Here is a 22,393-nt window from a genome sequence, read left to right as displayed (position 1 = left end):
TTCTGTCTAGCGGTGCTGCGGGTCGAAAGGCGGGCGCGGGCAGGTTGCTGCCTGGTCGATCGTCGATCAGGCGGTAAACCAGTGTTCGCGTGCCTTCATGATCAGCACCTTGGCATCTTCTTCGCTGATGCCGGTCATCTCGGTCAGCTCGTCGACCGCAAGGTCGGCGAGGTCGTCGCGAGTGTGGACGTTGCCGTCGGCCAGCTTGCCGATCAGCTCGGTGTCGAGGCCTTCGAGGTCGCGCAGGTCCTGCGAGACGTCATCGACCTTCTCTTCCTTGGCGATTTCCATCGTCAGCAGCGCATCCTTGGCACGGGTGCGCAGCTCGTTGACGGTATCTTCGTCGAAACCCTCGATCTCGAGCATTTCCTGCATCGGCACGTAGGCCACTTCCTCGAGGCTCGAGAAGCCTTCGGCGATCAGGATGTCGGCCACCTCGGCGTCGACGTCGAGCTTGTCGACGAACATCGCGCGCACGGTCTCCGACTCGGCATTCTGCTTCGCGCTCGACTCCTCGGCGGTCATGATGTTGATGCGCCAGCCGGTGAGTTCACTCGCCAGGCGGACGTTCTGGCCGCCGCGGCCGATCGCGATCGCGAGGTTTTCCTCGTCGACGACGACGTCCATCGCGTGGCGTTCCTCATCGACGACGATCGACTGCACGTTGGCCGGCGCCAGCGCGCCGATCACGAACTGCGCCGGGTCAGCCGACCACAACACGATGTCGACACGCTCGCCGGCGAGCTCGTTGGTGACGGCATTGACGCGCGAGCCGCGCACGCCGACGCAGGTGCCGATCGGATCGACACGTTTGTCGTGCGAGACGACGGCGATCTTCGCGCGGCTGCCCGGGTCACGGGCGCAGCTCTTGATCTCGAGCAGGCCCTGCTCGATTTCCGGCACTTCCTGTGCGAACAGTTCCATCATGAAGCCGGGAGCGCTGCGCGACAGCAGGATCTGCGGGCCACGCAGCGTCGGGTCGACCTCGGCGATGTAGGCGCGGACGCGGTCGCCGGAGCGCAGGTTTTCCTTCGGGATCATCTCGCTGCGGCGCAGCCGCCCCTCGACACGGCCCGATTCGACGATCACGTCGCCCTTGTCGAGGCGCTTGACGGTGCCGACGAAGATCTTCTCGCCGCGCGACAGGAAATCGGTCAGCAGCTGCTCGCGCTCGGCGTCGCGAATCTTCTGAAGGATCACCTGCTTGGCGGCCTGGGCACCAATGCGGCCGATCGAGACCGAATCGACCGGCTCCTCGATGTAGTCGCCGACCTCGATGTCGGGAATCTGCTCGGCGGCCTCGAAATGCAGGATTTCGGAATCGGGCAGTTGCAGGCCGGCCTCGTTCGGCACCACGTGCCAGCGGCGGAAGGTCTCGTATTCGCCGGTTTCACGGTCGACGGTGACGCGGATGTCGACTTCGCCGCCATGCAGCTTCTTCGAGGCAGACGCGAGCGCCGCCTCGACGGCGCCGAAGACGACCTCCAGCTCCACACTTTTTTCGCGCGAAATCGCGTCCACCAGCATCAACAACTCGCGATTCATTTGTCACGACCTCCGTCAACATGATCCCCGGCCACCGGCGCGTCTGCCGATGCCGTCTGCGAGGCTGCCTGCTCGGTAAAGCGGCGCCCCTTGAAATCCAATACCGGCACCAGCCGGGCTTCGCGCACCTCGTCGAGGGTGAAATCGAGGGCGAGCTGGGGGGCTTCTTCTTGAGAAGCGCCCTGTGGAGAGATTGCTTGTGGGAGGGGCTTCAGCCCCGATTCCACCTTCTTGCCCTTCACCGGCCCCTTGCCCTTCACATTCCCCTTCTTCGCCTCCGGCTGCTTCAGCACCAGCCGCCACCCCTCTCCGGCCCGCTGCAACAACCCCTGAAACTTCTTCCGCCCCTTGAACGGCAGCTTCAGCGTGATCGCGACGTTTTCGCCGGCAAAACGCGCGTAATCGGCCTCGCGCTTCAGCGGCCGATCCAGGCCCGGCGACGACACCTCGAGCCGCTCGTAGGCAGCGCCCTCGACCTCGAGCACATGCTGCAACTGACGCGTGACCTTCTCGCAATCGTCGACGGTGATGAACTCACCGGCGCCGGTCTCGTAATCGTGCCCGGGCACCCGGTCGATATAGACGCGCAGCAAGCCTCCACCCGCCCGCTCGGTATCGACAAGGTCGTACCCCAGGGCAGTCACGGTGCGTTCAACGGCGTCCAACCAGTTCACGAAGTGCAGCGTCCTCTCGGCAATCGAGCGATCAAAATCGGTTCAGGCAAAAAAAATGGGCCGGAAGAATCCGCCCATGCAGCTTTCTTGGGAAACCAGTATTGTAGCGCGGTGCGGGAGGCCGGGCAAGGAAGTCGGGCGTTTCTTGCGTAGGAGGGGCGTCAGCCGCGATCCAACGTAGGAGCGGCTTTAGATGCATTCCAACGTAGGAGCGGCTTTAGCCGCGATTGCATCGTCGGCCGCTCAGTCGACCGCCACGATGTCGCCCACCTGCCACGCGGTATCCCAGGAGGGAAACTCGCCAATGTCATCAGCCAAGCCCGCTCGCAGCGGATTGGCAATGACATAGCGCGCAATCGCCTGCAAATCCTCCTCCTCGCGAAGGGCGTGGTCGTGGTAGCCGGCCTGCCAGACCTTGCCTGTGCGCTTGAGCATCCGGTTGATCTCCAGCGCCGAACGGCCTTTGGCCGCGCGCATCACTTCGGACAGATCGAAACTTTGGTCAGGCGACTCGTTGAGTTGTAGCAGCCAATGCCAGTGGTCGGGCATCACGACCCACGCCAGCGAGCGAACGGCGCCCAGTTCCTCGTCAAGCCGGCGCATTTCGAGCACCACGATCCGGGCAACTCGCCAATCCGCAAGTATCGGCTTCCGGCCATCGGTGCAGGTGGTCACCAGATAGGCCCTCCCGATGTCAGCAGGGCGCCGGCCTCGTCGCAGCGCAGATTGGTGGGGCATCGGCAGGCTTTCCCGGAGAGACATGGCAGCGATTCTTCAACGCGATCTGTGTCCCTGTATCGCCTTCGTGGGGGGACAACAGAGATCGTCTTTCCGAGAATGGCGCTCTGCGTCGGCTGCTATCGCGGCTAAAGCCGCTCCTACGTTGGATTGCGCGGCAGCCGTGCGACACTTGGTCTTCACACAATTTGATTTCGGAGAATCTGAACATGGGCTTTCTCGCAGGCAAGCGGCTGCTGATCACGGGGGTGTTGTCGAATCGCTCGATCGCATACGGGATTGCGCGGGCTTGTCACCGCGAAGGGGCGGAGCTGGCATTCAGTTATGTCGGCGAGCGCTTCAAGGACCGGATCACCGGTTATGCCGAGGAATTCGATTCGAAACTGGTATTCGATTGCGATGTCGGCGACGACGCACAGATCGAGGCGCTGTTTGCAGATCTCGGCAAGAGCTGGCCGCAGTTCGACGGTTTTGTCCACGCGATCGGTTTTGCGCCGCGTGAGGCGATCAGCGGCAATCTGCTCGACGGGTTGTCGCGCGAGGCCTTCCGCATTGCGCACGACATCTCGGCCTACAGTTTCCCGGCGATGGCAAAGGCCGCGCTGCCGATGCTGCGGCCGAACAGCGCATTGCTGACGCTGAGTTATCTCGGTGCGGTGCGCAGCGTGCCGAACTACAACACGATGGGGCTGGCCAAGGCATCGCTCGAGGCGAGCGTGCGCTACCTCGCCAGCGCGGTCGGGCCGCGTGGCGTTCGCGTCAACGGCATTTCGGCCGGCCCGATCAAGACATTGGCGGCATCCGGCATCAAGGGCTTCGGCAAGATGCTCGAGGCGGTGGCGCAGACTGCGCCGCTCGGACGCAACGTGACCATCGACGATGTGGGCAATGTCGCCGCCTTTTTGCTGTCGGACCTGGCCGCCGGCGTGACCTCCGAGATCACCTATGTCGACGGCGGTTTCAGCCACGCGATGGGCGGTGTGACGGCGGACAGCGGCAGCGCCGAAGGCAAGTCCGAATAGCGCGTCGGCGGTCGCGAGATCGCCGTTGAGAAGGAGCACACATGGCTGACATCAAGCTGCTCGGCGACATCGGCGGCACCCACGCGCGGTTTGCATTGCAGCGCGACGACGATCCGGCCTTCGAGTCCGAAGCTGTCTACGACTGCAAGGACTATCCAGGCGCGCTCGAGATGGTCGAGCACTACCTGCGCGAGCGCACCGACGAGACACCGCAATCGGCGGCGATCGGCATTGCGGCGCCAGTGCGCGGCGACCGGGTCGAGATGACGAACCTGAAATGGGTGTTCTCGATTGCCGCGATGAAGGCTTCAATGGGCCTGCAGCGGCTGCTCGTGATCAACGATTTCACCGCGCTGGCGCTGGCGCTGCCGGTGCTCGACGAAGACGAACTGCGCCCGGTCGGGGATGGTGTCGCGGCGGCGGACGCGGCCTGGGGGCTGCTCGGCGCCGGCACGGGGCTCGGCGTCGGTGGCCTGCTGCCCGTTCCTGGCGGCGGTTATGCCGCGATCGCCGGCGAAGGCGGCCATGCGACGCTGGCCGGTGGCGATGACTGGGAAAACTCGGTGCTTGCGGTGCTGCGCCGGGAATTCGGCCATGTATCCGCCGAACGCGCCCTCTCCGGGCCGGGCATCGTCAATCTGTACAAGGCCTGCGCTGAAGTTGCCGGCGAGCCGTTCGAATCGCTCAGCGGCCCGGCGATCAGCCAGCGCGCGAAGGACAAGGTCGATCCGCTGTGCGTGCAGGCGATCGGCCTGTTCTTCAAGCTGCTCGGCAGCGTCGCCGGCAATCTGGCGCTGACACTCGGCGCCCGCCGCGGCGTCTTCATCGGCGGTGGCATCGTGCCCGAACTCGGCGACATGATCGACAACTCCGAGTTTCGGTTGCGCTTTACCGCAAAGGGCCGCTACGAGGCCTATCTGGCGGAGATCCCGACCTACGTGATCGACGCCAAGTCGCCGCCAGCGCTGCGCGGGGCGGCGCAGGCGTTGCGGCAGCCGGCGGAGCGGCTTTAGCCGCGATCCTGTTTACCAGCACCAGCCCGAAGCGGGGCTGAAGCCCCTCCCACGGCGGGGCACGAAGTCATGTGCATGCCCGTGGGAGCGGCTTTAGCCGCGATTGGGTGGTGGGAGGTCACGGAATCACCACCTCCATCGCCGGATGGCGCTGCCGCAGCAGCCCGGCGAGTGTGTGCTTGGCGGCGTCGTCGCCGTGGACGATGCGGACCTGGCTTGGCGGGCTTCGCATGCGGCCGATGAAATTGAGCAGGTCTTTCTGGTCCGCATGTGCGGAATAGCCGCCGAGTGTGTGGATTGCGGCGCGGATCTGGAAACGCTGACCGTCGAGGTCGACATGGCCGCCGCGCGGGCCGTAAGTCTGGATCGCGCGGCCCGGCGTGCCGGCCGCCTGGTAGCCGCAGAACAACACGTCGTGGCGCGGATCGCCGAGCATCGCCTTCAGATAATTGACGATGCGCCCGCCGGCGCACATGCCGCTGGCGGCGATGACGATCGCCGGGCGGCCGCTGCGCGCCAGCCTGTCGACCATCTTCAGGTGTGCAGCATGGTCTGCAACCGTCGTCAATTGTTCGAAGGCCAGTGGATGCCGGCCCGAATCGACGCGCTTGCGCGCCTCGGCATCCCAGTGCGGCGCGAGATTGCGGTAGCCGCGCGTGAAATCGGCAGCGAGCGGGGAGTCGACGATGATGTCCAGCTCGCGCCAGGCCAGGCCTGCAGCAGCCGGCCGCGAGGCATTGCGGTGGATGATGTCCTCGAGCTCGTACAGCAGCTCCTGCGTGCGGCCGATGCTGAATGCCGGTACCAGCAGGCAGCCGCCATTCCCGAAGGCGTGTTCGCACAGCGCCTGCAAACGCTCGCGGCGGTTCTTGCGGCTCTCGTGGGTGCGGTCGCCGTAGGTGCTCTCGATCACGACGATGTCGGCAGCGAGCGGCGACTGCGGCGCCGGCAGCAGCGGCGTATACGGTGCGCCGAGGTCGCCGGAAAACACGACCCGGCGCTTGCTGCCGGCATGCTCTGCCTCGAACTCGACATAGGCCGAGCCGAGGATGTGGCCGGCAGGTTGCAGACGCACGCGCAGGCTTGGCGAGCCGGCGATCACCGTCTGCCATTGCTTGTAGGGCAGCGGCACGATCTGCTGGCGCAGGTGGGCGATGAAGCGGGCAATCAAGGCCTTGTCGCGCGTGAACCCGACCTCGATCGCATCCTCCAGCACCATCGGCAGCAGCAGCGCCGACGGCTCGCTGCAATAGATCGGCCCCTTGAATCCGGCCGCCAGCAGGTACGGTATGCGGCCGACATGGTCGATGTGCACATGGGTGACGACCAGCGCCCTCACCTTGCCGAGCGGAAAGCCGACTTCGAGCTTGCCGGGGCCGGCGCCGTCGGGCGAGGTTTCGGCACCCTGGAACAGGCCGCAATCGACCAGCACCGCCTGGCCATCGGGCAGCGCCAGCTGGTGGCAAGAGCCGGTGACGCCTCGCACCGCGCCATGGTGGGTGAATTCCAGCTGCATCGCCGTTCTCCGCGGTTCAACCTCACGGATGCTGCGCGAACCGCAGCCACGAGAAAACCGCCTGTTCGCGGGGGTGGCCGTCGCCCCAGGGTTTGTGCCGGTGGGAGCGGCTTTAGCTGCGATTGCGCGGTGTCAGCTCGCAGCCGCCGCCAGTTTCAGGCTCGCGCGTGCAGCAACCCACCGACCGTCGGCAGCCCTTCGTCCAATGGCGGGCTGCCCTGCATCGCGTGGGCCAGGCGCTGCATCAACATCACCAGATCGCCACGCGTCGGCCGAGCTGCCGTCGCTGGTTCCTGGTGGCCGCCGAGCGCTTGCCGCACAGCAGTGAAAGCCTTGCCGAGATCGCCGTGGCGGTCGGCCGAGTGCAGCGGATCGCCCGCCGGGCCGGCGGCGGCCAGGCGTTCGGCAAACGAGCCGATTCGCCGCCCGAGCTGCTCACGGCTGGCGCTGACGCCGGGCAGCTGTTGGCGCTGCGCTGGCGCGCCGGTCTCACCGCGAACCGATGAGTTGTCCATCGGGCCGCCTTCGGTTTCGGCAAGGGTGCGGAAGACCGCGTGGATGAAGCGCAGGATGGCCTCCTCGAGCTGGGGGTCGGCCGGCGCGAGTGGCTCGGCCGCAGCGGCCTCGTCGTCCCCACCTTCCAGCCTGCGCAGCGGATCATCGATATCGGGCGTTGCGGCATCGGCTTCGGTGCCGACCGTCGACTCGAAGACTGCGCGCACACCGTCGGCAAGTGCCTGGCGCTGCGCCTTTGCATCGCCCCGGCCATCGTCTGACGGCGCCCCGGGGGTGCTCTGCTCCGCCCGTACGACAGGCTCGACCGGCCGCACCGGTTGCTGGCGCGTCGGCTCCGCGATGGCGGTACCTGCGTAAAGACGCCCTACGGCTGATGAAACGGCGTTGCTGAACATGCGACCTCCCGGCCTTCGAAGTGGAGCTGAGCGGGAAGACAGCCTCCCCGTTCACCGTCTTGTCGGCGTCTGAGCCCCCCGGCTTGAGCCTCGACGTGCAACAACTTGCAAAATTTTCCGACTGCGGCGAATTTGCGGCAATCAACCAGCGCAGACGACACAGCCTACAAAATGCCCGCCGCGCGAAGCCCGAACAAGCTGCCGATCAGCACCGGCTGGTGCAACAGATAAAAGCTCAACGCATGTCGACCGAGCCAGGCCAGGGAATCAAATACAACCCGACCGCGCTGCGGCAGCGGGCCGCTCAGCCAATGTGGCCGATGTGCCAGCATCCAGTGGCCAGCGGCCACACCCCACCACATCACGCCCATCCACGGCAGCAGCGGGACAAAGTCCTCGGTGATCGGCTTGCGGGTAAACAAGCCGACCCAGACGGTCAGGCGGCTGTCAAAAAACGGATGTGAGACCAGCCACGGCAACGCAATCAATACGGCGCCACCGATCGCCAACCACCGTGCATGACGCGGGTTTCGACCGGCGAGCCGGCTGATGATCAACATCAGTGCGATGCCGTGCAGCACGCCGAAAAAGATGAAGCTGCGCGGAAAAACCAGGTAGGAGCCGATGCTGACCAGCAGCGCGCCACCTGCGATCTCCCACCAGCGCCGCCAGAAACGCCGCCACGGCTGCTTTTGCGCGGCGGCGACAGCCAGGCCCACCCCGGCACTGCCAAGAAACAGCGACACGATCACGGCGCGCTGGCGTGTCCAGAACGGGTCGCGGTAGAAGTCTTCGTCGATCAACCCGAAATAATCGAGGTCGAAGCCGAAATGGAACAGCGCCATCCAGACCATCGCAAAGCCACGGATGGCATCGAGGCGGTCGAAGCGAAAGGATCGGGAGACATTGGAATCAGGCATTGCCGGCCATTGTCTGGCCACACTGTTGCAACGGCGCTGCACATTGAGAGGCGGCAGGCAGCGTCCGATGCAATCCCGCGGAATTTTCTTGCACAAACTGTTGATCAGTTGGGTTAGTATCGCCAGCAGATCAATACCAACAGGAGTCCCAATGAAGAAATTACTGCTCGTCGCCATGCTCGCTGGTGTTTCGCTGGCAGCCCACGCAAAAGACGACGTCGTCGGGACCCTGAGCGGGGTCAAGGGCACCATCAGCGTGACCGGCAGCGGCTTTGTCAACAAGGCCGTCAACGGCACGCCCCTGGTCAACGGCAGCAAGGTGCTGGTGTCGACCGACGGCCGCGTCACGGTCGAGTTCAAGGATGGCTGCAGCGTTCCGCTGTCGGGTGGCCAGCACATGGTTGTCGACACCAAGCTGAGCTGCGGTCAGCAGCAAGCTGCGGTTCAGCAGATGTTCAAGCCGTATCGCGTGGCGCAGCCGGGCGCACCGGTCGGTGGCGGCACGGGCGGTGGCGCGGGCGGTGGCCTCGGTGGGGGGGCCCTCACTGGCGCCGCGATCGTTGGTGGTTTGGCAGTCGGTTTTTCACTGATCGAGAACAACGACGAGGTCACGTCACCGCGCTGACACTGTCCCGCAGATGATCCGAAAGACAGCCGGCTCAGCCGGCTGTTTTTTTGTCTGCTTGAAAATTTTCTGTTCAGCGAGACTTGCGGCGGCCGAAAACTCGTTTAATATCGCGCAGACGCTTCCCTCAACAAGGAGTCCACAATGAAAAAAGCAACGATGATTTCCGTCGCCGTGATGGCCGCAGGCCTCGCGCTGTCGGCCCAAGCCAAGGACCAGCAGCCGGTCGGCAAGCTGGGTGGCGTGCAAGGCAATATCAGCATTGGCGGTAACGGGTTTGTCTCGAAGGCGGGCGCCGGCACACCGGTGGTCGACGGCAACACCGTGCTGGTCTCGACGAATGGCCGCGCCAGTGTCGTCTTCAACAATGGTTGCACCGTCACCCTCGAGGGCGGCCAGCATTTCACGGTTGACTCGAAGCAGAGCTGTGCGGTGCTGCAGGCTTCGGCGAAGCAGATGTTCAGCCCCTACCGCGTTGCGCAGGTTGGCGGCGGTGGAGTGGGCGGTGGCGGGGCCGGTGCCGGCATTGGCACGGGCATCGCCATCACCGCCGGTATGGCGGCCGGCTTTGCACTGATCGAGAACAACGACGAAGTCACTTCGCCGCGTTGATCCTTGGTGCGTAAGAACTGACAGCTGGCGATGCCAGCTGTCGTTTTTTGTCGTCCTCGAGTTCTGGCCAACCGGCCTGGATTTTCACTGATCTCCTCGTGAACCACGCAGCGACACGCTTCCTTCAAATTGAGCAGCAGTAGCGGACGACACTCCACAGAAGCCAGCCGATTGCCAGATCGGCTGGTTTTTTTATTGGCGGCAGCCCTGCTGCTTCTTGCACCGATCGTCAGGGGTGGCAACCGGCAGGTTGCCTTGGTCGTGCTGTTGGCACTGGCACTCGCATTGCTGGCCATTCTGGTCGCGCAACGCAGTTTCCGCTGGCTTCCGATACCTGTCGGTGGCGAAACGCGTGCGAATTCAACGGGTGTTCGCAGTGGCGCGCAGCCATGGTGGTGGTGGGCGCTGATCGGTGTGGTTGCTGCGAGCCCGTTGTGGATCGCCGCAATCCAGTTGATTCCGGTCGATGTGCAGGCATGGGCCAGCTTGCCAGGCCGCAAGGCTTATCTCGACGCGCTGACCGCCGCTGGAGCGCCAGTGCCGCAGTCGTTGCCGCTGAGCCTGAATCCGCAGGCCACCTGGACGGCGATGTGGTCGGCCCTGCCGGTATCGGCGATGTTGCTGGCTGGCATCACGCTCGATCGCACCGCGATCGACCGCTTGCTGCTGCTGCTGTTTGCCGGCGCCATTGCGCAAGTCGTGCTGGCAGTGCTGCAGTTTGTCGGTGGCCCGCAGTCGATTTTCTATTTTGGTACCCAAGGTGCGGGCGGCGCCTTCGTCGGCACTTTCGCCAACCGCAACCACCTCGCCGACTTTCTGGCGATGCTGATTCCGCTGTGGTTCTATTTTCTGGTTCGCAGGCCGCCCCCATCGAGGAGCAGGCCGGATACCGGCTTGTTGCCTGCTGCGGTATTTCGTCCACTGTGGATGCTGCTCGGTTTTGCGTTCCTGGTGATCATCCTCAGCTCGCAGTCGCGCGGCGGCCTGTCGGCGGCGACCTTGGTGCTGGTCTTGTCGTTTTTTCTCTACGTGGCGGCGGCGCGCGAAAAGCTCAGCCGGGTGCAGATCGCCGGGATGGCCACATTGCTGGTCGTATTCGGCCTGATCGTCGCATTTTCGGTCGGGCTCGAAGGCATCAGCGGTCGCGTGCAGGCACCGGTCCTCGAAGGCGATGCGAATGTCCGAAATACTTACGCCTGGGCAACATTCGACGCGGCGAAGGCATTCTGGCCCTGGGGCACTGGCATCGGCAGTTTCGAATCGGTATTCCCGAGGTACCAGGATATTCGCTCGACCGGATATGTCTATCACGCACACAACGACTACCCGCAGTTGCTGATGGAACTCGGCTGGGCCGCACCGGTGGTCGCCGGGCTGGTGCTGGCGCTCGTGCTGCGCCAGCTGTGGCAATTGCGCCGGGCAAGAAAACGGCGCGGTGAGGTCGCCGGGCCGGTGCTGCTGCGTTTGCTGGCAGGCCTCGGCGTCCTGGCGATGCTGTTGCACAGCTGGGTCGAGTTCAACATGCACATCCCGGCGCTGGCGATGACGGCGGCGCTGCTGATGGGCATCTTCCTGCGCCCGACCGACCCACACGAGCGTTGACCCCGGCGCCGATGCCCACTGTAGGGCTGTAACGGACCGACCCTCGCCAGCCCTCTACAATCGACCGCCCTGGCAGCAATTTGCCGGAATGCCCGTGGGACGAAGGAAAGCGCATGAACCGTAGTCGACAATTTTTCCAATCCTTGTCCAGCAGCTCGAAGATAGTCACCGTCGCCACGCTGCTGCTGGGCCTCGGCCTCGGCAATGCCTGGGCGCAAGCGGACGCCGCCAAGGCCCGCACCTCGCCGGTCGATACCCGCATCGTGCCGGAATTCACGCCGCTCAATCAAAGCGGCGCCGCATCGCCCGGCATCAAGTCGACGCCGGGCGGCATCGATGCCAACGACGGCAACCTGCCGGTGCCGAGCACGATCGGCGACGACTACAAGATCGCGCCGAACGACCTGCTCGAGGTCGAGGTTTTCAACGTCAAGGAATTGAAGCGCACGGTGCGCGTCAATTCATCCGGGTATGTCGCGCTGCCGCTGATCGGCCAGCTCCAGCTCGGTGGCTATACCGCGTCGGACGCCGAGGCGCTGGTTGCTCTCGCCTATGGCAAGAAGTATTTGCAGGACCCGCAGGTCTCGATCTTCATCAAGGAATTCACGACCCAGCGGATCACGCTCGACGGTGCGTTGACCAAGCCGGGCATCTACCCGATCAACGGCCAGATCACCTTGTTGCGCGCGCTGGCGCTCGCCGGCGGCAGCGCGCCGATGGCCGACATGGAAAACGTGATGCTGTTCCGGCTGACGCCGGATGGCCAGACGCTCTCCGAAAAATACGACGTCGAGAAGATCCGCAAGGGCGAAGCAAAGGATCCGTTGCTGCAGGGCGACGATGTCGTCGTCGTCAACCGCGACAGCCGCCGCACCGCGCTGCGCGATTCACTGTTCCGCGACATCATCGACACGCTGAACCCGTTCTCGGCGAGCGTCAATCAGATGGGCCGCTGAACCGCGCGCGTCCGGGCTGGCACCAGTTACCAAAAATAGAGCAGGCACACCGATTCGATGGCACAAGACCTTCCGCCCAACCGGCCCGATCTTCAGCTTGCCCATGGTGGCGGCAACCCGCCGTCGCAGGCATTGGCATTGCGCGGCAACCAGGGGATGCTCGACCGATGGGATGCCCGCGAGCAGCAGGCCGACCAGGAGGACAACGTCCTCGACCTGCGCGACATCTGGCGGCTGATCGTCAAGCACAAATGGATGCTGATTTCGGTGGCAATCGTCGGCCTGCTGGCCGCGTTGCTGGTCAGTTTTGTCCGCACGCCGCTGTATCTCGCGACGACGACGCTGCAGGTTGACAAGCGGGCGCCGCGAGTGGTCCAGTTCGGCCAGAACGATCAGAGCGCGGTGCAGGAAGTCGACGACCGCACCGGCATGGGCACCCAGCTCGAGCTGCTGAAAAGCCGTGTGCTCGCCGAGAGGGTGATCGATGAACTGCGGCTCGATCGGCAGGGCTTGCCGATGCCGGTATCGCTGGCGACCCGGGAGCGCAACGAACGCGATCGCCTTGGCGAAAGCGCAGCCGACGAGGACATCGGCTGGCAGGCGATGGTGCAGAACCTGTTCGACAAGATCGGCGACAGTTACCACAAGCTGCGCGAGCCGGCCGTCAGCACCGCTGAGCAGTTCAGCCGCGAGGCGGTGGTCAAGTCGTTCCAGGAGACAGTGAAGATCGAGCAGATCCGCAACTCGTCAGTGATCAAGGTGCAGGTCGAAAATGCCAGCCCGCAACTCGCCGCGCGGATCGCCAATTCAATGGCGCAGGCCTTCATCGCGCTGAATCTCGAGCGGCGGCTCGAATCGTCGTCGTATGCGAAATCGTTCCTCGAAACCCAGCTTGGCCTGACCAAGGCGCGGCTCGAGGAATCCGAGCGCAAGCTGCAGGCCTATGCACGTGAACGAAATATCCTGACGCTCGACGAAAAAACCAGCGTCGTCAACCAGACCTTCGTCGAATTCTCGACCGCGCTGAGCAAGGCCGAGCAGGACCGCATCAAGGCCGATTCGGAATACCAGGCGGTCCGCAGCAACCCGGATACTGCGCGCCAGGTGCTCGAAAGCCGCACGATCCAGGCCTACAAGGAGCAGCGCGCCAAACTCGATGCCGAATACCAGGAAAACGCCAAGATCTACAAGGCGGAATTTCCGAAGATGAAGCAGCTGAAGGCGCAGATCGACGATCTGGACGCGAAGATCCAGGGCGAAGTGCAGAATATTCTCGCGTCGGTGAAAAATGCGCTCGATACCGCGGTGCGTCAGGAGGAACTGATCCGCACCCGGCTGCGCGAAACCCGCCAGGAAATCGTCGCCGGCCAGGAGCGCAGCGTCGATTTCAACCTGCTGAAACGCGAGGTCGATACCAACCGCGAGCTCTACAACGGGCTGCTGCAGCAGGTGAAGGAAGTCGGCGTCGCCGGCGGCGTCGAGACCAACAACATCCAGGTCGTCGACAAGGCGCAGGTGCCGCTGTTCCCGTACAAGCCGCGGATTGCACTGAATGCGGCGATCGGCCTGCTGGCCGGACTGGTGCTCGGGCTCGGGCTGGTATTCCTGATGGAATCCTTCGACGATTCGATCAAGTTTGCCGACGAGGTCGAACGCATCCTCGGCGTGCCGCTGCTGGGCGTGATCCCGAAGGTCAAGAACCAGCGCGAGCTGACCAGTCTCGCACTGCTGACCTTCACCGACGCTCGCGGGCACATGGCCGAGGCCTACCGCTCGGTGCGAACCGCGTTGCAGTTCTCGACCTCCGAAGGTGCACCGCGGCGCCTGGTCGTGACCAGCACGACGAAAGCCGAAGGCAAGTCGACGACCTCGCTCGCGCTGGCGATCAATTTCGCGCAGCTGGGCGGCAAGGTCGCGCTGATCGACGCCGACATGCGCAATCCGACGATCCACCGCTCGCTGGGCATCGGCAATTCGCAAGGCTTGTCGAATTATTTGTCGGGCCACCATCCGGAAGGCGAACTGCTGCGCCCGACCGAGATTGCGAACCTGTTCGTGATGACCGCCGGGCCGATTCCGCCGAGCCCGGTCGACTTGTTGACAGGCCCGAAACTCGGCGAGCTGATGGAACATCTCGAAGCCAAGGGCGTCGAATACATCATCTTCGACGGCCCGCCGGTGCTCGGCCTGGCCGATGCGATCGTGCTCGGCAACCAGGTCAATTCGGTGCTGTACGTCGCGCAGGCAAGCCAGACCCGCAAGAGCCACATCAAGGACGCGTTCAGGCGCCTGCGGATGGCCGGCATCGTGCCGCGCGGCGTCGTGCTGACGAAGACGACGGCGCAAAATACCGCCTACTACACCTACGACAACTACTACGGTTACGGTCAGGAAAACGAGCCCGAGAAGACGCCGTTCATGCCGACCCAACCGCCGTTGCCGTTGAAGCAGCAGGCATGATCCGGACGTGTCGATCGAGGTAAGTTCGCAAAAGCTGGCCGAAATCCTGCTGGATTTCGGGCTGGCTCCGGGCAACTTTCCGGTCCGCCTCGGTGAGCCGCGGGAACTGTATGCGCAGCTCAATACCGTGGCGCTGTGGGCGCTCGGACGCATTCCGGACGATGTCGACGCCGATGCGAACGAACTGACCGAGGCGGCCCGGCTGTTTGTGCGCCGCGCCTGTTTCGCACCCGACAACACGCATTACCAGGTGATGGCGCTGACGCCGAAGGCGTTTGCGCCCGAGGAACTGCGCACCCGTTACCGCTCGTTGATCCGGCTGACTCACCCGGACCGCGGCGTGCCCGGCCTGCCAGCCAATGCCGCCGGCATCGTCAATCGGGCGCACGAGATCCTCAGCGACCCGACCTTGCGCGACCAGTACGACGATCAGCTCGCCGAACGATCGGTGGTGGCACAGGGCGCCAGGCACGAGCGCGACGACGGCCAGCGGGTTCGCCGCATCGAGTTGAACCATGGCCTGGCCGATCGCTGGCATTCATTGCGCGCACGTTATCCAAAAGTATTTGGCGTGGTGCTGTCGATCGGCGGCGTCTCGGCCGCAGCGGTCGGACTGCTGATGTGGGCCGCGCACGATGCCCAGGAAGGCCGCATGCTGGTGATTGCCGGTACCGAGCCGGAAGCCCGGGCCAGTGCCGAGCGTCGCGGTGATGAAGCGTCTTCGAAGCGAACCGCCACGGCGCTGGCTGAACGGCCGGTCAACGAACGTTTGCGGGCCCCCGAGGTGCGGGCCGACGGCACGACGGCGCCTATTGCAACGAATGCGAATCAGACGGGCGGTCGCCTGACGTCGTCGCCGTCAATCGAACCGTCGACCGAACGCATCGCGCCAGGTCCGGTGACCCCTCCCGCCGCGCCGGCAGCGCCTGCCGTTCAATCAAAGACCGCGGTGGCGAGCAACACGGAAGCGCCCCGCCAACAGAACGAGCGGTCGCCGCAGACTGCCGCCAGCAGCAACGAGCCTGCACGCCAACCGGCTGTGGCATCGAAGCCTGCACCAGCGCCGCTCGAACCGGCGGCCGTGGCTCGTGCACCGGCGCCGCCGCCCGCACCAGCACCGTCGCTGCCGAGCGGCATGATCAGGACCGAGCAGCTGTCTGCGCCCGCGCCGACGTCGACCTTGGCAGCTGCACCACCACCTGCGCCAGCCCCGGCACCGGCTCCGGCCCCCGCTCCTACCCCTGCGCCGGCACCGCAGCCTGCTGTTCCGGCGCCGCGCGTAGTCGAGGCCCCAGCGCCGCAGCCCGCGCCCGCCGCTGCACCAACCCCAGCACCGGCGCCGGCGCCTGTCGAGCAGCGTGTTGCCGCCGCGCCGCAGGTGGCGCCCGCCCCCTACCCCCCGCGGCCAGCGCCAGCGCCTCAGATCGCCGTCGCCGAATCCCCGCCCCCGGCCCAGCCGGCCGTTGTGCAGACGGCCAAGACATGGGATGTCGATGCGGTAAAGGCAAAACACTACCTGATCGAATTGCTGTCGAAATTGTCGAATCCGGCGGCAACCAAGTCGACCAATGCCTACCTGGCCGGGCAGAACGTCACCGGTTCGCTGTTCCGGCCGGCGATGGCGCTGCAGGACCGTTACCCTGAGATCAGCGTCGAGAGCATGCGCTGGACCGACAGCGAGCAGCCCGGCATTCTGCGGGTGCGCGGTGAAATCGTGCTGCTCGCGCGCAGCCCGCAGCAGGCCGGGCGCAGCATCAGCTACGGCCTGACGGCCGAGTTCTGGGGCACGAAATCCGGCACCGTGCTCGCCAATCTGAACATGAAGGAGCGCGAATGATCGCCAGACGCCTGGCATTTGTCGTCTGGGTTTCGGCGTGGCTGCTGCTGGCGGCGCTGATCTGGGCCTTTGCGGTGCCGCAGCAGCTGGCGCGCGCCTGCTGGCTGGCCGAATGGCCGTTCGAAGAGGGTTGCACCGAATGGCCGACCGGCCGGCAGGTGAAGGCCGAGCCGGAGGTCTACCTCGAGCATGTGCGGCGCAATATCGGCGACAGCCATGCCTATGGCGCGCTGACACGGGCCTGGTTCGAACGCCAGGATCCGCGTGCGCTGCAACTGCTGCCGGCAGCGAAGGAACTGGCGCCGTACAACCCGAGCCTGCTTGTCGTCCAGGCCACCGCCGGGCTGAACAGCGGCGACTGGGAGACCGCGGCAGTCGCGCTGGTGCCGATGCTCGAACGCGGTTATGGTCAGGCGATGAAGGCAGTCACCGCAATGATGACGACACCGCAGGCTCAGCCGGCGCTGATGGCGCAGCTGAATGCCGACTCGCGCTGGCTCGACTGGGCGCTGGCCAGCCTCGATCCAAAGGTTCCGACCGGTCTGGTCCAAGGCTTTTTCACCGAAGGCAGCCGCCTCGGCGTCGTGCGCCCGGAAACCACGCTGGCGATGATCGACCGCCTGCAAGCCGAGGGCAACTGGCTCGATGCCTATACCTTGTGGGTCAGCCTGCAGAAAAAGGTCGACGAGGGTTTGTTCAACGCGGGTTTCGACCGCCAATCGACGCAACGCGGTTTCGACTGGCGCTGGCCGCAGCCGGCGACCGGTGTCGAAGGCATCAATGTCTACCAGACGTCGGCAGCGCCAAACCCCGGGCTGATGCTCGAGGTCGAGCTGACCGGCCGCGGCGCCCTGCCCCAGCCGATGGTCTCGCAGCCGATGCTGCTGCTCGACGACCGCTACACGCTGAGCGGCAACTACATGAGCGACCGCATGCGCACCCGTGAGGGCCTGGTCTGGGCGCTGCGCTGCGCCGGAGGAGGCGATCGTTTTGCGCAGTCGCAACCGATGAAGGATACGCAGCGCAAATGGACGCATTTCGAGGTCGACGTGCGCATACCGCCACAATGCGGCAGCGCAGTGCGTTTGCAGCTGGAAAGCGCAGCCGCCTGGGAAGCCGGCGCCGGCATGACCGGCGTGATGTTTTTTGATGAATTCGAATTGAAGCCGGTCTCGGCCGCACGGAAGCCATGATCGACCTGCATTCCCACATCCTGCCCGGCATCGACGATGGTGCGAAGACACTCGAGATGTCGCTCGAGATGGCGCGCATTGCGGTGCGCGACGGCACCACCGTGATGGCCTGCACGCCGCACATCTACCCCGGCCTGTACATGAACGACAGCGCCGGCATCCATGCCGAGCGCGACAAGCTGCAGCGCGCGCTCGATACCTACGGCATCCCGCTGAAGCTGGTGGTCGGGGCCGATGCCCACCTGGTGCCCGAACTGCTCGATGGCTTGAAATCCGGCCGCGTGCCGACACTGAACGGATCGCGCTATTTCCTGCTCGAGCCGTCGCATCACGTACCGCCGCCGAATTTCGAATCGTCGGTCTTCAACATCATGGCCGAGGGTTATCAGCCGGTGCTGACGCATCCGGAGCGGCTGGTCTGGATCGAGCACAACTACCAGACCTTCGTCACGCTGGCCAAGCGCGGCGTCTGGATGCAGCTGACGGCCGCGGCGATCCTCGGCAAGTTCGGCAAGCGCGCGCGTTACTGGAGCGAGCGCATGCTCGACGAGGGCCTGGTCCACCTGATCGCCAGCGATGCACACACGGTCAACATGCGCAATCCGCAGATGGCCGAAGCGGTCGACCGTGCGGCGGCGTCGGTCGGCAAGGAAGAGGCGCTGCGGATGGTCTACGAGCGACCGCAGGCCATCCTCGACGATGTTGCGCCTGAACTGGTGGCACCAGCGCTCGGTTTGCTGCCGGAGCAGCCGGTGCGCGCATCGGCCGCGAAACCCTGGTACAAGCGGCTGCTGAGCATCTGAGATCGGTGCAGGCTGCCGCCCGGCGTCTGGCCGCCAGCTACCAGGTCTTGCTGCCCCAGGTTCGTTTGCCGTCCGAGGCGATCGTCAGCACACCGTCGCCGTCCTGCGGCCCGCCGGCCACCGGTGTGGCCGTCAGCACGTAAGACGCGCCGCTCACGGTGGCCGTGATCAGATAACGACCGTCGAGCGATTTGCCGCCGGCTGCGCCGAGACCACCCGAAGCCTTGCCGTCGTAAGGCGCGGCAACATTGTTGGCGTAGGCATTCGAATTGAGAAAGATCTTCTCCTGGATGCCGGCCATCTCGATCAGTTGCGACTGCGTCGCTTCGCGACTGCTGCGCCGGATATATTCGCGGTAGCTCGGCAGCGCAATGCTCGCCAGCACCGCGACGACAACGACAACGAGCATCAGCTCAACCAGCGTAAAGCCTAGTAGTCGTCGCCTTGCAGCCGGCCGGCCTGCCCCAGGTCTGCGCGCTGAATTCATCGAATGATCTCCTTCCAGCCGAGCCGGCCGAGCCGGGCCCGTTGTCCGATCTGCAGATCGGCTTTCGCCACATTGCCGAACGTCGACTTGACATCGCTGACGACGGTGCCCGACGTCGTGCTCAGCACCTGACGGATGCCGCTGCCGTCAACGACCGTATTGACGAGCACCTCGATCGTCGTGCCGTTGTTGACGTAGTTGTGCTTGACCGTCGTGCCGCCGCCGGCCGGTCCGCCGACGACACCCGACGCATATTCACCTTTCGGGTCGTCGGTTCCGGGCGGCGACGACCCGCTGCCATCACTCGACGAATCGATCGGCGGCGCCATCGACCACCCCGCCTGTGTGCGGCATTTGCCGGCATGCCAGAAGGTGGCGTACTGAACGATCAGCTTGCTGCGCGCTGAATTGTTGTCCTTCAGCCGGTAGCCGCCCGGCGGATCGTTGGCCTCGTACAGCGACGACGTATTGGCCTGCACATCGGACGCGCCCGCCGACGCATCAACAACCTGGATCGTGAAGGCGCCGTCCATCCATGCCGCACTCGGATTCGCATTCGACTGGATGCATCCGGTGGTCGTCGGGATCAATCCAGCGCGCACCTGGCCGGTACCCCAGTCCTTCGCGCCGAATGCGGTCAGCGGCAGCACATAGATGAACTTGCTGAGGCTGGAAATGTTGCGCGTGAACACTTTCGCCGGGCCGCCCGGCGTGTCGGACAGGAATCCCTCCGGCGAAACCGGCAGTTTCCACGCCTGGCCGCTGATGGTGTCACCGATCACCATCGTCGCCGCCGGTGACCACAAGGTATTGGCAATCAGGATCTTGAAACTCTGCGTCGATGTTGCCGGCAGCGGATTCGACAGGTTGAAGGCAGGATCACTGGGATTGAGCATGTTGACGCCGACGACGTTGAATTTGTCGTCGTATTCGTGCGTGTGTTTGTGTCCGCTGCAACTGCCCTTGGTGATCGTTGCCGTACTCAGACAGTTGTAGAAGATGTCGAAGTCGAAGTGCCCGCCAAACACGCCGCTGTTGCTCGGCGTCGTCGTGATCACCGTGGTGTACGACGGCAATGCGATATTCGGGTTGTAGTTGAAAAACGGCAAGTCGAAGCTGCTGTTGAACTGCGCCAGAACCGGCTGCGAAAAAACGCCGGGGCCGAGAAATTTCGACACCGGAACCGCGGTCGTCGCGCCGTTGACGACGCGGTCGCTGTTGTCGGATCTGACCGCGCCGTCGCCGTTCAAGTCGAAAAACGGCGCATTCGGCGCAGCTCCGGTCAACGCGGTGACTTCAACCAGCCAGGCACCCTGCCCGGCGCCGCTGTTCGGCACCGTTGTCGTCACCGTATAGCGGCCGGAATCCGTCAGCGTATCGCCGCCGACCAGGCGTTCGCCAATGCCGAGCGCGATCCGCCAGCCCTTGGTCGAGGTGCCGTAGTTGACGGCATTGCTGCTCGCGGTGCGGACGGTCGTCGCCGGCGATCCGACGCTGTGCGTCGTCAGGGTCTGCGTCACCAGGCTGCTGGTCGTGACGGTGCCGTTGTCCCAGATGCCGTACAGGTATTCGGTCGCCGTCGAGGTCAGATCGGCATCCGAATAGATGCGGCCGGTGCCGAAATTGATCAGGAAGCCACCGTTCGGATGCAGCGAGACGCTGGGCGCGACGGTGATTGGCCGGGTGACGGAAGGATCGGGCGTATACAGCGCGGTGCCACTGGTCGGCAGCGAGGTGCCGCTCAGATCGAATTTCCACAACGTGCCTTTCAGGTCGCCGGCATAGACAAAGTCGACCGTGCCGTTGCCGTCGCGGTCGACCGCCGCGATGCCGCCGAGCCCATTGAAGCTGCCGTCGGCCAGCTTGGTGCCGGCCGAAATCTCGGCCAGTCTGACGCCGTCGGTGGCCCGCACGACAAACAGCGACGAGAGGCCGTTGGTGCTGTTCAGGCCGTTCGGCACCAGCAATGCGGTTTCGCCATTGTTCAGCTTGACCAGCTGTGTCGCCGCCATCACGTTGCCGAGGTTGGTATACCCGCTCGTCGCCGCGGTGATTTCCCAGCGCGCCATCGCGGCGGCGGCGCTTTCGCTGGCCGGAGCAGGGTTCGTGATGTTGAGCGCGAACACACCTTTTGCACCGGCGCCGAGGCCGGCGAACAGCAGCTTCGACGTCCCGACCTTGCCGATCGTCAGCGGCGCATCGACGCCATAGACCAGCCCGCTGGAATAACGTGTCGACAGGCTCTGCAACTTGCCGCCGGCAAACAGCATCGACGGGATATAGGCAAAACGCTCGACGCCGGTCGCCGCATCGAACGCATGGAGCATGCCGTCGTTGGCGCCGACATAGACCTCATTGCCATCGACATAGGGCCGACTGTGGATCACGCCGCCAATGCGCGAGAAACGCTGACGGAACAGCCCGGCCGGTGCGCTCGAGCTGGTTTCGTTGCTGGCGTCGCCGCGCAGGTAGTCGAGCACCAGCGGCCCGTTCGTCGCATCGCCCAACGTCGCCTGCTGCGCCGCGCTGATCGCCGATGCGCCGCTCCAGCGGAATGCGACACCGACGCCCGACGAGGTCGACGTGAAGATCTTGCGCGAGCCGGCCGCGGGAAGCTGCTCGCGGGCACGCCACTTGACGCTCCAGTTGCCGGCGGCATCGATCGCGTGGGCGACCAGGTCACCATCCCAGGTCGCACGCATGTGATCGCCGCGGAAGGCCACCGCAGTACCGGGAGCCAGGTTGTAGCTGCTGAAGTCGAGCGGCGCGACCCAGGCCACCGGCTGCATGTCGAGCGGGATCGTCGCATGCGAGCGCGCCATGAAGAAACCCGCCGCCAGCAGCGCCGTCAGGCTCAGCAGGGTCGGCGCGAGGCGCAGGCGAATGGCGGGCAACATCTTCAGGTCCTTTCGCAGGCTTCAATAACAGCCGTCGGTGGCAAACATGGTTTCGATCAGCCGCGACGAACCCCGCGTCGAGCCGGAATTCGCGACGACGCGAAACAGGTCGACCGATTTGCACGAGCCGCTGCTGCGCTGTCCGAGCTGAACACTGGCACCGGGCAGCTTGACGCCGCGCGACAGTTGTTCGATCAGATAACGCCCGTCTGCGCTGGCAATCGAATTGCTGTCGTTCCAGGTCATCGATGCCGGATCGCGCCCGAGCGCGGCCAGCTGGCCGGCCGGATACAGGCCCTTCAGCGACGTGTCATAGGCGGCAAAGCCGGGCGACTGCGAATTGGTCGAGACACCGAGCCATTGTTCGGCGGCCGCCGACGTCGCTTCGGCACGGATGAAGGCCTGCTGCAGATGCTGGATGTTGCCGACCAGCTGGTACTGGCCGCGCGACAGGAAAAATGCCGTCAACGACATCAATCCCATGCCGAGCAGCAGCGCGACGACCACCAGCAGCGTCGCACCTCGCTGTTGGCGACGGTGATGGTGGTGGCGAATCGGAAAACCGGGATGTCGCATTGCGGT

General features: G+C 64.7%; 19 protein-coding genes. 10 read left to right on the top strand and 9 right to left on the bottom strand.

Annotated elements, in window-relative coordinates; all coding sequences use genetic code 11:
• Positions 1-66: 66 nt before the first annotated feature.
• The 3 genes from nusA to ACNH6H_RS25415 form a co-directional block, all read right to left on the bottom strand.
• Positions 67-1,545 (bottom strand): transcription termination factor NusA, encoded by a 1,479-nt coding sequence (nusA, locus tag ACNH6H_RS25425; RefSeq protein WP_418321105.1) that lies wholly within the window; start codon positions 1,543-1,545, stop codon positions 67-69.
• Positions 1,542-2,219, bottom strand: a complete 678-nt coding sequence (gene rimP / locus ACNH6H_RS25420; RefSeq protein ID WP_418321103.1) for a ribosome maturation factor RimP — start codon at positions 2,217-2,219, stop codon at positions 1,542-1,544. Before rimP ends, nusA begins: the two co-directional genes overlap by 4 nt.
• Before the next feature lie 243 nt (positions 2,220-2,462).
• On the bottom strand, positions 2,463-2,957 hold the full coding sequence (locus ACNH6H_RS25415) for an REP-associated tyrosine transposase (RefSeq protein ID WP_418321490.1): 495 nt from the start codon (positions 2,955-2,957) through the stop codon (positions 2,463-2,465).
• Between the two features lie 209 nt (positions 2,958-3,166).
• Between ACNH6H_RS25415 and fabI the strand changes: the two genes are divergently transcribed.
• Both fabI and glk read left to right on the top strand, forming a co-directional pair.
• Positions 3,167-3,979: an enoyl-ACP reductase FabI gene (gene fabI / locus ACNH6H_RS25410; RefSeq protein WP_418321101.1), complete on the top strand. Its 813-nt coding sequence runs from the start codon at positions 3,167-3,169 to the stop codon at positions 3,977-3,979.
• Between the two features lie 41 nt (positions 3,980-4,020).
• On the top strand, positions 4,021-4,992 hold the full coding sequence (glk, locus tag ACNH6H_RS25405; protein ID WP_418321099.1) for a glucokinase: 972 nt from the start codon (positions 4,021-4,023) through the stop codon (positions 4,990-4,992).
• A gap of 118 nt (positions 4,993-5,110) precedes the next feature.
• Here glk and ACNH6H_RS25400 read toward each other — a convergent pair whose 3' ends face one another.
• From ACNH6H_RS25400 to ACNH6H_RS25390, 3 genes are all read right to left on the bottom strand, one after another.
• Complete coding sequence (locus tag ACNH6H_RS25400) at positions 5,111-6,508, bottom strand: MBL fold metallo-hydrolase RNA specificity domain-containing protein (RefSeq protein WP_418321098.1); 1,398 nt, start codon at positions 6,506-6,508, stop codon at positions 5,111-5,113.
• Between the two features lie 155 nt (positions 6,509-6,663).
• Positions 6,664-7,419, bottom strand: a complete 756-nt coding sequence (locus tag ACNH6H_RS25395) for a hypothetical protein (RefSeq protein ID WP_418321096.1) — start codon at positions 7,417-7,419, stop codon at positions 6,664-6,666.
• A gap of 164 nt (positions 7,420-7,583) precedes the next feature.
• Positions 7,584-8,516: a DUF1624 domain-containing protein gene (locus ACNH6H_RS25390; RefSeq protein WP_418321094.1), complete on the bottom strand. Its 933-nt coding sequence runs from the start codon at positions 8,514-8,516 to the stop codon at positions 7,584-7,586.
• Here ACNH6H_RS25390 and ACNH6H_RS25385 point away from each other — a divergent pair.
• From ACNH6H_RS25385 to ACNH6H_RS25350, 8 genes are all read left to right on the top strand, one after another.
• The gene (locus tag ACNH6H_RS25385) at positions 8,491-8,964 is read left to right on the top strand and encodes a hypothetical protein (RefSeq protein WP_418321092.1); all 474 of its coding nucleotides are present in this window, start codon (positions 8,491-8,493) and stop codon (positions 8,962-8,964) included. The genes ACNH6H_RS25390 and ACNH6H_RS25385 overlap by 26 nt on opposite strands.
• A gap of 144 nt (positions 8,965-9,108) precedes the next feature.
• The gene (locus ACNH6H_RS25380) at positions 9,109-9,576 is read left to right on the top strand and encodes a hypothetical protein (RefSeq protein ID WP_418321090.1); all 468 of its coding nucleotides are present in this window, start codon (positions 9,109-9,111) and stop codon (positions 9,574-9,576) included.
• A gap of 261 nt (positions 9,577-9,837) precedes the next feature.
• A complete protein-coding gene (locus tag ACNH6H_RS25375) occupies positions 9,838-11,178 on the top strand; it encodes an O-antigen ligase family protein (RefSeq protein ID WP_418321489.1) in 1,341 nt (446 codons plus the stop codon).
• Positions 11,179-11,291: 113 nt separating this feature from the next.
• Positions 11,292-12,134: a polysaccharide biosynthesis/export family protein gene (locus ACNH6H_RS25370; RefSeq protein WP_418321088.1), complete on the top strand. Its 843-nt coding sequence runs from the start codon at positions 11,292-11,294 to the stop codon at positions 12,132-12,134.
• Positions 12,135-12,191: 57 nt separating this feature from the next.
• Positions 12,192-14,594 (top strand): polysaccharide biosynthesis tyrosine autokinase, encoded by a 2,403-nt coding sequence (locus tag ACNH6H_RS25365; protein ID WP_418321086.1) that lies wholly within the window; start codon positions 12,192-12,194, stop codon positions 14,592-14,594.
• Positions 14,595-14,601: 7 nt separating this feature from the next.
• The gene (locus ACNH6H_RS25360; protein WP_418321084.1) at positions 14,602-16,431 is read left to right on the top strand and encodes a J domain-containing protein; all 1,830 of its coding nucleotides are present in this window, start codon (positions 14,602-14,604) and stop codon (positions 16,429-16,431) included.
• Entirely contained in the window at positions 16,428-17,624 is a 1,197-nt protein-coding gene (locus ACNH6H_RS25355) for a hypothetical protein (protein WP_418321083.1), read from the top strand. The genes ACNH6H_RS25360 and ACNH6H_RS25355 overlap by 4 nt, the downstream gene beginning before the upstream one ends.
• The gene (locus ACNH6H_RS25350) at positions 17,621-18,427 is read left to right on the top strand and encodes a tyrosine-protein phosphatase (RefSeq protein WP_418321081.1); all 807 of its coding nucleotides are present in this window, start codon (positions 17,621-17,623) and stop codon (positions 18,425-18,427) included. The genes ACNH6H_RS25355 and ACNH6H_RS25350 overlap by 4 nt, the downstream gene beginning before the upstream one ends.
• 37 nt (positions 18,428-18,464) lie before the next feature.
• Here the strand turns inward: ACNH6H_RS25350 and ACNH6H_RS25345 are convergent, their stop codons facing one another.
• From ACNH6H_RS25345 to ACNH6H_RS25335, 3 genes are read right to left on the bottom strand one after another with little or no spacing between them, the layout of a single operon-like run.
• Entirely contained in the window at positions 18,465-18,914 is a 450-nt protein-coding gene (locus ACNH6H_RS25345) for a type IV pilin protein (protein WP_418321079.1), read from the bottom strand.
• Positions 18,911-21,811, bottom strand: a complete 2,901-nt coding sequence (locus ACNH6H_RS25340) for a pilus assembly protein (RefSeq protein WP_418321078.1) — start codon at positions 21,809-21,811, stop codon at positions 18,911-18,913. Before ACNH6H_RS25340 ends, ACNH6H_RS25345 begins: the two co-directional genes overlap by 4 nt.
• A gap of 21 nt (positions 21,812-21,832) precedes the next feature.
• Entirely contained in the window at positions 21,833-22,387 is a 555-nt protein-coding gene (locus ACNH6H_RS25335; protein WP_418321076.1) for a hypothetical protein, read from the bottom strand.
• Positions 22,388-22,393 lie beyond the last annotated feature (6 nt).

The sequence above is a fragment of the Pseudideonella sakaiensis genome (genome assembly GCF_048320135.1).
In the GTDB taxonomy this organism is placed as follows: Bacteria; Pseudomonadota; Gammaproteobacteria; order Burkholderiales; family Burkholderiaceae_C; genus Ideonella_A; species Ideonella_A sakaiensis_A.
Note: the sequence above shows the minus strand (reverse complement) of the source record. Positions and strands in the feature narration are given on the sequence as shown.